The following is an 8,780-nucleotide window of genomic DNA, read 5'->3' on the forward strand; positions in this document are numbered from 1 at the left end:
CCGCAGAGTCAAGCGCTTATTGCCGCTTTCTCTGCCCGACCTCACAATGTTTATCAGCGTTGTGTCGGTCAGTGGTGGCGCATTATAGGGCGTTCTTTGGCGCTGGCAATAATTATTTTGAAAAAAATTGATCGTTTGATTAATTCCACAGCAAAGCTCTACTTTATACCTACTTACCAACAGATTTATCCACATATGGCTAGTTGGATGAAAATTTATCGAGCATCACGCAAACGTTTTCGTTACAATTCGGTGGTTAAAATCATCAAGCGATTTTATCTGACTACACTGAAATGTTATTGCAGTGCCCATTTTTTATGTCCTGATATAGTGGGTTCTTCCCAATAACATGTTACTGCCTTACAAAATCCAAGGGATCAAATCAATGCAACAGCTTCGTCCAATCCATCGTGCCCTGCTTAGCGTTTCCGATAAATCAGGGGTTGTTGAATTTGCAAAAGCCTTATCTCAACGCGGTGTCGAATTGCTTTCTACTGGTGGCACAGCTCGTTTACTCTCTGAGTCAGATCTAAAGGTTACTGAAGTTTCAGACTACACCGGTTTTCCTGAAATGATGGATGGCCGAGTTAAGACGCTGCATCCTAAAGTACATGCTGGAATCCTTGGCCGCCGCGGACAAGATGATGAAATCATGGCACAACACCAAATCTCACCGATCGATATGGTGGTTGTGAATCTATATCCATTCGCTCAGACCGTAGCTAAATCAGATTGTACTTTGGCAGATGCCGTTGAAAACATTGATATTGGTGGTCCAACTATGGTTCGCTCTGCGGCTAAGAACCATAAAGATGTAGCGATTGTGGTAAATAGTAAGGATTATGAAAAAATCATTGAAGAGATGGATAACAATCAGGGGTCATTAACACAATCAACTCGCTTCGATTTAGCCATTAAGGCTTTTGAACACACCGCTGCTTATGACAGCATGATTGCTAACTATTTTGGCAAGCTGGCTCCTCCTCATTATGGCGATACGACTCAACCATCAGGACGTTTCCCTCGTACTCTGAATTTGAATTTCATTAAAAAGCAGGATATGCGTTACGGTGAGAACAGCCATCAGGACGCTGCATTCTATATAGAAGAGAATCTTTCTGAATCATCCATTGCAACTGCAACTCAGTTACAAGGTAAGGCTCTTTCCTATAACAACATTGCTGATACCGATGCAGCGCTGGAATGTGTTAAGGAATTCGTGGAACCTGCATGTGTTATTGTTAAGCACGCTAACCCATGCGGTGTAGCAATTGGTAAAGATATCCACGAAGCTTATGATAGCGCATTCAAAGCAGATCCAACCTCCGCTTTCGGCGGTATTATTGCTTTCAACCGCGAACTTGATATTAAAACTGCACAAGCCATTATCGACCGCCAATTCGTCGAGGTAATTATTGCCCCCTCAGTAAATAAAGATGTACTACCGGTGCTAGCTACCAAGCAAAATGTCCGCGTTCTGACATGTGGTAAATGGGAAGACCGGGCTGCTGGCCTTGATTTTAAACGAGTTAATGGTGGCCTACTGGTACAAGATCGCGATCTTGGTATGGTTGCAGTAACTAACCTACGTGTGGTTTCCAAACGTCATCCCACCGAACAAGAAATGAAAGATGCTCTGTTCTGCTGGAAGGTCGCTAAATTTGTCAAATCCAATGCCATTGTTTACGCAAAAAATGATATGACCATTGGTATTGGCGCAGGCCAAATGAGCCGTGTCTATTCCGCAAAAATTGCTGGGATTAAAGCAGCCGATGAAGGCTTGAAAGTTCAAGGATGCGCAATGGCATCTGACGCCTTTTTCCCATTTCGTGACGGCATTGATGCCGCTGCGGCTGTCGGCGTGAGTTGCATTATCCAACCCGGCGGTTCAATCCGTGACGACGAAGTGATTACCGCGGCTGATGAACACGGTATTGCTATGATTTTCACCGGCATGCGCCATTTTCGCCACTAATCAATAGCAGGAGTTAATCTGATGAATATTTTAATTGTTGGTAGCGGTGGACGCGAACATGCTCTGGCATGGAAAGCAGCTCAATCTCCTTTAGCTGATAAAGTCTATGTCGCTCCAGGAAATGCAGGAACTGCTCTGGAAAGCAATCTCGAAAATATTGATATACCAGCGACAGATATCAACGGCTTGTTAGTATTTGCACAAAGCCATGATATTGGGCTGACTATCGTTGGCCCTGAAGCGCCATTGGTGATAGGTATTGTCGATGCATTCCAAAAAGCCGGGTTGACTATTTTTGGTCCAACTCAGGCAGCCGCTCAATTAGAAGGCTCAAAAGCATTTACCAAAGATTTTCTGGCACGTCATCAAATCCCAACTGCGGCTTATCAGAATTTTACAGCAATCGAACCAGCTCTTACCTACCTGGATAAAGTCGGCGTTCCTATTGTTATAAAAGCTGACGGACTGGCTGCGGGTAAAGGTGTGATTGTTGCGATGACACTGGAAGAAGCCCAATCCGCCATAAAAGATATGCTAGCCGGAAATGCGTTTGGTGATGCAGGCCATCGTATTGTTATTGAAGAGTTTCTAACAGGTGAAGAAGCTAGCTTTATCGTTATGGTCGACGGTAAGAATGTTATTCCGATGGCAACCAGTCAGGATCATAAACGCATAGGTGATGGTGACACGGGTCCAAATACTGGCGGAATGGGAGCCTATTCTCCCGCTCCTGTCGTCACTGATGAAATCCACCAGCGTATTATGGAAGAGATTATTTATCCTACTGTTAACGGTATGGCTGCTGAGGGTCATATCTATACTGGTTTTCTTTATGCTGGCTTGATGATCAACCAAAATGGCGAACCAAAAGTGATTGAATTTAACTGCCGCTTTGGTGATCCAGAAACGCAACCCATCATGATGCGTATGCGTTCTGATCTTGTTGAACTCTGTCTAGCTGGTGCAAAAGGAGAGCTTGCGGGTAAAACGTCTGATTGGGATGAACGCCCTGCTCTGGGTGTGGTACTCGCTGCCGGAGGGTATCCTGCTGATTATTACAAAGGGGATATTATTCATGGTTTGCCCCAACAAGAAAATGAAAGTAGCAAGGTTTTCCACGCTGGTACAGCAATGAAAGGCAATGATGTTATTACCGCAGGTGGACGCGTTCTGTGTGTTACAGCATTAGGAGAAACCATTATAGATGCACAGAAAAATGCTTACCAACAAGCAGAAAAGATTGAATGGAATAGCTGTTTTTACCGCAAGGATATCGGCTATCGGGCAATTAACCGATTGAAGTAATCATAAAACTGACGAGGGTCAGAGGCTGTCCTTCGTCGGTTCCCAACGACAAAAGTCATTATTGGCTACCAACAGTAATTCGCGGCCAGCAGGCGCTTCCAACCAAGCAATGGTTAATTGGCCGTAACTACTTTTTTCACGCTGTTCAAGCCATGACCTCGCGTAAGGTTCAAACTCAAGGGAAATCGTTTCACCTGCACAGGTAGTGACTTTACCGTTATTCCAGTGCCCTTGCACCAAACGCACATTTCCCACTCTCAACGCATCACTTAATTCAAGCGTCCGTTTAGCATTAAACTGCATACGAACAATATCATCGCTGGAAAGTGGCTCTCGTCGCGTTTTCGACTGCTTTTGCATAAAAATCACATCACCGGATTTATTCAAACGAAGTTGTTCAGATAGTGGATTTTTATCATTCAAAATTTCACGACGAATTTGGCGCAAATCTCCCTGCTTATATTCATAAAAAGTCACGATGGTATTGTCATTACGGTAGGGGCTGTAAACACTCATCAGCACCTGAGGTTTACTGTTCTGATCGTTGAGACGCCACAAGCGGACAACACCATCATCGGCAATGAATCCACTTGCGCTGAAAGAAGGTTCTTTAGGTTGATTGGTACAGGCGCTGAGCGCGAAGACGAATCCTAGTGTCATCAGCCCCTGACGAACCAACAAAAGGGGATAAATAATACCCCTTCTATTTTTTCTTTTTTGCAATGAAATTATTTAACTGCGTCTTTCAGAGCCTTACCAGCAGAGAAAGCAGGTACGTTTGCAGCCGCGATTGTAATTTCTTTACCGGTTTGTGGGTTACGACCAGTACGTTCTGCACGGTGGTTAACTTTGAAAGTACCAAAACCTACCAGTTGTACTGAATCGCCCGCTTTCAGGGATTCGGTGATTGCATTCAAAGTTGATTCCAGAGCAGCTTTTGCCTGAGCTTTAGTCAGGTCTGTGCTTTCTGCGATTGCATCAACTAATTCAGTCTTATTCATAGATTATCCTTACAGTGTGTTTATCGTTTGCAAAGCATCGAGTGCGACGGATATGCCGAATGACAGCACCCCTGCATACACGCACCGATAGCCACTTCTTTTCACCCCCCAAATGTAGAACAGAGTGGGGGCAAAAGTGAAGCCTTTGAACATGGCATTTAAAGCATTAAATCACTTTTTTTCACTTTACTGCGTTAAATTTATACCAATGTTGCTCGTTCCTGATTCCCGGAGGTCAGCTTTCAATCCTTTAATCAACTCAATATCCCGCTCTTCGCAGCTAACCAATAAGCGATAAATTTCCCATTGGATGTCCCACTCTTGTGCAATAGCAGGTAATATTTTTAGTTCTTCATCGGTCATCTCTTTTCCGGCCTGAGTCATTTCAAGCATAGCAACAGTGCGGATTGAAATTTCACTCACTGCAATTGCATGCTCCAATGTTTCACCACTCAGACGGGAGTGAATAATTTCCCCTAATGCAATACATGCATCAATTGCCGGGTACACACCGTAAATATCGTAATCATCCGCTGAGGGAATAACTTGTTCCAACTTTTCCAACTGATTATCAAAATTCACCTTGGCATCTTTTACAACTAATATTTCCCACACCAAATCCAGAATACGGCGGTAAAGAGCAGGTTCTGCAAACGCCGTCTGGCAACAGAACATCTGGTAATTTGGATACATCCGTTCGCATAGACTTGCCATAAAGGTCAGATGCTGCCAGCTTTCAAGTTTTTCCAGCCGTAAATGTATCGGGTTTCGTAACATTAGTTTTTACTCATTATGCACAATTTGCTCCGCAGTTTACCTGAAATTCAAGAATATCCACACGCTTACACCGAATTTAAGGATTTTTCTGTATCATTTGTTCAAAAAACAGCCTATTTGAGGCTATACCATCTGCCCAACGGGTTGTTTCAGGCAAGCGATAACCTTTCATACAACATTCCACCCATAGCAATGCGCTATCAAGGCTGATTCTGTGTCCGGTAGAAATATACAACGGATTACAACGTTTTTTACTTCTCCATACCCAACCAATCTGCTCCTCTTTATCAAGCAAAGGTTGGCAACTGCCGGGCTGTTCCCCCAATGGTTCACTTTCACCACATAAACGACGTTTTGCCACACCAATTGTAGGCACATTAGCTAATAAACCAAAATGGCTAGCAACACCTAAACGACGTGGATGAGCGATGCCATGACCGTCCACCATTACTAGATCAGGTTTGTATTTCAACAACTGCCAAGCAGCCATTAATGCAGGATATTCACGGAAAGAGAGTAAACCGGGAATATAAGGCAGCGTAGTTTCAATTCGAGCTATCTGATATTCCACCAGTTCAAGAGCAGGATAAGAAAGAACCGCTATCGCGGCACGGGTAATTGTTCCCTGCCGTTCGAAGCCCACATCAGCACCCGCAATCAATTTAGGTGGGGAAAAATCATCATAACAGATAACCTGTTGAGCCTTTGCTATTTGTTCCTGACGTAATGCTTTCGTATTAATCATATTTTTACTGATGATATTTAGCTGAAAGTTTATGTACCGCTTCGACAAATACCCCCGCGTGTTCCGGCAGTATATCCTGATGGATACCATGACCAAGGTTAAAGACATGACCAGAACCCGTCCCAAAACCTTGCAAAATTGTCGAAACTTCCTGCTCAATCCGCTCTGGAGAGGCGTATAACATGGATGGGTCCATGTTACCCTGCAAAGCGACTTTATTCCCTATACGACGGCGCGCATCGGCAATATCTGTCGTCCAGTCCAAACCAAGCGCATCACAACCGGTTTCAGCCATTGCTTCCAGCCATTGCCCACCACCTTTAGTAAACAGTGTCACTGGCACACGACGACCTTCATTTTCACGGATCAGGCCATCAACAATTTTGTGCATATAATGCAAGGAAAACTCCCGATAATCTCTCCCGGTCAGTACCCCACCCCAAGTATCAAAAACCATCACAGACTGAGCGCCAGCTTTAATCTGAGCATTGAGATAAAGAATAACGCTGTCTGCTAGCTTATCCAGCAACAGATGCATTACAACAGGTTCGGCATACATCATTTTTTTGATTTTAGTGAATGCCTTACTACTGCCACCTTCCACCATATAAGTCGCCAGTGTCCACGGACTACCGGAAAAGCCAATCAAAGGAACCTGACCCGCCAGCGCTTTACGAATCGCGCGTACTGCATCCATCACATAACCCAACTCCATTTCCGGATCAGGCACCGACAGTTTTTCCACATCAGCACGGCTGGAAACAGGAGATTTAAAACGCGGGCCTTCACCTGCTTCAAAATAGAGCCCCAGTCCCATAGCATCAGGAATAGTGAGAATATCAGAGAAGAGAATTGCCGCATCCAGTGGATAACGCTGCAAAGGTTGTAAAGTGACTTCACAAGCGAGCTCAGTGTTTTTACACAAAGCAATAAAATCACCGGCTTTAGCACGAGTAGCCTGATACTCAGGTAAATAGCGGCCAGCCTGGCGCATCATCCAAACAGGGGTAACATCAACGGATTGGCGTAATAAAGCTCGCAAATAACGATCGTTTTTCAGCGCATTCATGACAGGCTCCATCTATATTTATTGGCCGCAACATAATCTGACTACAATGATTGAACGTCATTGTAACATGATAGGTAAATCTCTCCCGTTGAATTGCGCCAAACTGTACATCACGTATTTCGGCATAGAACAACCGTATCTTCAATCAACCGGCGGGCAATAGTATTATGTGGTGGAATCAATGGCAGTTGATCATAATGATACCAATCTGCACTAATCAGCTCTTTCGGATCATGACGGATCTCACCACTGTCATAATCAGCCAGAAATGCCATCATCAATGAATGAGGGAAAGGCCACGGTTGAGAAGCCACATAACGTAAGTTGCGAATTTTAATATTACTCTCTTCCATCACTTCGCGGGCTACCGCTTCTTCAAGTGTTTCACCGACTTCAACAAATCCCGCAAGGACTGTATATATGCCTCTACGATGACGCTGATGTTGAGCCAGCAAAATATAATCATCCCGACGAATACCGACGATAATACAAGGTGCAATCTGCGGATAATAACGTTCATGGCAGTGATGACACAAGCAAGCCCATTCACTGACACTATGGTGCATTTCACTACCGCAATAACCACAATATTGATGAGAGCGATAAAACTCTGCCAATTGCACTCCCCGGCCAGCTAATTGAAACAAGCCACGATCACTTGCAACAATTTGCCGTAAAGAAACCATATTTGAAGCCATTTTCTGACGGATAAGCCAAACTTTTTCGCCCTGCCACTCACCAATAGGCAAGGCTATTTTTCCTTGCAATGACCATTGGACAGCAATTCCAAAAGGTAATTCCCCTTCCGGGAGCCAAATACGATTTTCATAGCTGATAATCCACCAGCCACGTTCTGTTCCTGTAATTTGTTGTTGCATCATCATGACATCATAATTACGATTAATATCTGTATAAATCATACGCTTTCTAGTCAGAAAAACATGCTTTTATTGCTATTGGTCACTACACAGCATTACAAGCATTATTCTCAGTTATCAATGTGCTTTGACTTGAGGAACACAACATCATGCCACAACTGCTTGTAGTGTTTGATCTGGATGACACCTTAATTTCCGGTGATTCCAGCGCTATATGGACAGAATTCTTATGGGAAAAAGGCATCATTACTGATCCAAGTTTTATCGAGGCAGATAAAAAAATGATGGCTGATTACAGCGCAGGCTCATTGGATATGAGTGGTTATCTGGCATTTAGCCTACAAACACTGCATCAAATTCCACAAGAACAAGTTGATCTTTGGCTGACTGAATTTATTAACGAAAAAATCAAACCTCGATTTTATCCGCAAGCCAAAGCTCTTATTACTGAGTATCAACAGCAGCAAGTCCCAGTTATTATCATCTCAGCCACAGTCTCTTTTATTGTGAAAAAGATTGCCATCGAATTAGGTATTCACACTGCTCTGGGCATTGATATGGTGGTGGAAAATGGCTGTTATACCGGCCAAATAGACGGTATTGCGACTTTTCGGGAAGGTAAAGTAAAACGGATAAAACAGTGGCTGGAACAACAAAATAATTATCCTGAAATTATTCGTTTTTACAGTGATTCAATTAATGATCTACCAATGTGTCAGTTTGCCGACGAAGTCATTACGGTTAATGCCGACACCCGTTTAAAAGCCCAAGCACAACAACATGGCTGGCAACAATTAACTTGGTCACTGTAAATACTTTCAATTAGTAATGGGTTTATGGTTTCCATAATCCCATCTATACTACTGTTTACTTTCTTGTCGGAGTGCCTAGCGTAAGCTATTTTGCCGTATTATATTAATTAACCCGAATTCTGTTTAAGCCGTCACTGAAAAATCGTCTTCCGAATAGAAAACTTTCAGTGATGGCTTCTTCCATTTAAGGCAATAAGCAATCAAACCGCCTAAAACGG

At 43.5% G+C, this 8,780-nt stretch carries 10 protein-coding genes and 1 pseudogene; 4 read left to right on the top strand and 7 right to left on the bottom strand.

Translation table 11 applies throughout. From position 1 onward, the window contains the following. From ACGF5R_RS22990 to purD, 3 genes are all read left to right on the top strand, one after another. A partial coding sequence (locus tag ACGF5R_RS22990; RefSeq protein ID WP_387692904.1) for a hypothetical protein occupies nt 1-348 on the top strand: 348 nt, incomplete at its 5' end. A gap of 37 nt (nt 349-385) precedes the next feature. Beyond that, on the top strand, nt 386-1,975 hold the full coding sequence (gene purH, locus ACGF5R_RS22995; protein WP_387692906.1) for a bifunctional phosphoribosylaminoimidazolecarboxamide formyltransferase/IMP cyclohydrolase: 1,590 nt from the start codon (nt 386-388) through the stop codon (nt 1,973-1,975). A gap of 21 nt (nt 1,976-1,996) precedes the next feature. Beyond that, nucleotides 1,997-3,280 carry a phosphoribosylamine--glycine ligase gene (gene purD, locus ACGF5R_RS23000; RefSeq protein ID WP_262981398.1) on the top strand — a complete coding sequence of 428 codons (1,284 nt, stop codon included), beginning with the start codon at nt 1,997-1,999 and terminating at the stop codon, nt 3,278-3,280. Between the two features lie 18 nt (nt 3,281-3,298). On the opposite strand, the gene ACGF5R_RS23005 is transcribed toward purD, so the two are convergent. The 6 genes from ACGF5R_RS23005 to nudC form a co-directional block, all read right to left on the bottom strand. Next, nucleotides 3,299-3,940 (bottom strand): DUF1481 domain-containing protein, encoded by a 642-nt coding sequence (locus tag ACGF5R_RS23005; RefSeq protein WP_112879206.1) that lies wholly within the window; start codon nt 3,938-3,940, stop codon nt 3,299-3,301. Nucleotides 3,941-4,008: 68 nt separating this feature from the next. Further along, a complete protein-coding gene (hupA, locus tag ACGF5R_RS23010) occupies nt 4,009-4,281 on the bottom strand; it encodes a nucleoid-associated protein HU-alpha (RefSeq protein WP_012776594.1) in 273 nt (90 codons plus the stop codon). A gap of 186 nt (nt 4,282-4,467) precedes the next feature. Then, nucleotides 4,468-5,058 (bottom strand): YjaG family protein, encoded by a 591-nt coding sequence (locus ACGF5R_RS23015; RefSeq protein WP_112896639.1) that lies wholly within the window; start codon nt 5,056-5,058, stop codon nt 4,468-4,470. 76 nt (nt 5,059-5,134) lie between these two features. After that, nucleotides 5,135-5,803, bottom strand: a complete 669-nt coding sequence (gene nfi, locus ACGF5R_RS23020; protein WP_112879208.1) for a deoxyribonuclease V — start codon at nt 5,801-5,803, stop codon at nt 5,135-5,137. Nucleotides 5,804-5,807: 4 nt separating this feature from the next. Next, nucleotides 5,808-6,872, bottom strand: a complete 1,065-nt coding sequence (gene hemE / locus ACGF5R_RS23025) for a uroporphyrinogen decarboxylase (protein WP_387692908.1) — start codon at nt 6,870-6,872, stop codon at nt 5,808-5,810. A gap of 110 nt (nt 6,873-6,982) precedes the next feature. After that, complete coding sequence (gene nudC, locus ACGF5R_RS23030; protein WP_112879228.1) at nt 6,983-7,750, bottom strand: NAD(+) diphosphatase; 768 nt, start codon at nt 7,748-7,750, stop codon at nt 6,983-6,985. Between the two features lie 149 nt (nt 7,751-7,899). On the opposite strand from nudC, the gene ACGF5R_RS23035 reads away from it, so the two are divergent. After that, nucleotides 7,900-8,562 carry an HAD family hydrolase gene (locus ACGF5R_RS23035; RefSeq protein WP_387692910.1) on the top strand — a complete coding sequence of 221 codons (663 nt, stop codon included), beginning with the start codon at nt 7,900-7,902 and terminating at the stop codon, nt 8,560-8,562. A gap of 123 nt (nt 8,563-8,685) precedes the next feature. On the opposite strand, the pseudogene ACGF5R_RS23040 reads toward ACGF5R_RS23035, so the two are convergent. Further along, nucleotides 8,686-8,780: pseudogene (locus ACGF5R_RS23040) on the bottom strand (IS982 family transposase); the annotation flags it as partial.

The sequence above is a fragment of the Photorhabdus sp. RM71S genome, from assembly GCF_042879355.1.
GTDB lineage: Bacteria > Pseudomonadota > Gammaproteobacteria > Enterobacterales > Enterobacteriaceae > Photorhabdus > Photorhabdus kayaii.

Excerpts from the sequence above, each read along its gene's own strand:
- purH (WP_387692906.1), top strand. The coding sequence starts at position 386 with ATGCAACAGCTTCGTCCAATCCATCGTGCCCTGCTTAGCGTTTCCGAT.
- purD (WP_262981398.1), top strand. The coding sequence starts at position 1,997 with ATGAATATTTTAATTGTTGGTAGCGGTGGACGCGAACATGCTCTGGCA.
- ACGF5R_RS23005 (WP_112879206.1), bottom strand. The coding sequence starts at position 3,940 with ATGACACTAGGATTCGTCTTCGCGCTCAGCGCCTGTACCAATCAACCT.
- hupA (WP_012776594.1), bottom strand. The coding sequence starts at position 4,281 with ATGAATAAGACTGAATTAGTTGATGCAATCGCAGAAAGCACAGACCTG.
- ACGF5R_RS23015 (WP_112896639.1), bottom strand. The coding sequence starts at position 5,058 with ATGTTACGAAACCCGATACATTTACGGCTGGAAAAACTTGAAAGCTGG.
- nfi (WP_112879208.1), bottom strand. The coding sequence starts at position 5,803 with ATGATTAATACGAAAGCATTACGTCAGGAACAAATAGCAAAGGCTCAA.
- hemE (WP_387692908.1), bottom strand. The coding sequence starts at position 6,872 with ATGAATGCGCTGAAAAACGATCGTTATTTGCGAGCTTTATTACGCCAA.
- nudC (WP_112879228.1), bottom strand. The coding sequence starts at position 7,750 with ATGCAACAACAAATTACAGGAACAGAACGTGGCTGGTGGATTATCAGC.
- ACGF5R_RS23035 (WP_387692910.1), top strand. The coding sequence starts at position 7,900 with ATGCCACAACTGCTTGTAGTGTTTGATCTGGATGACACCTTAATTTCC.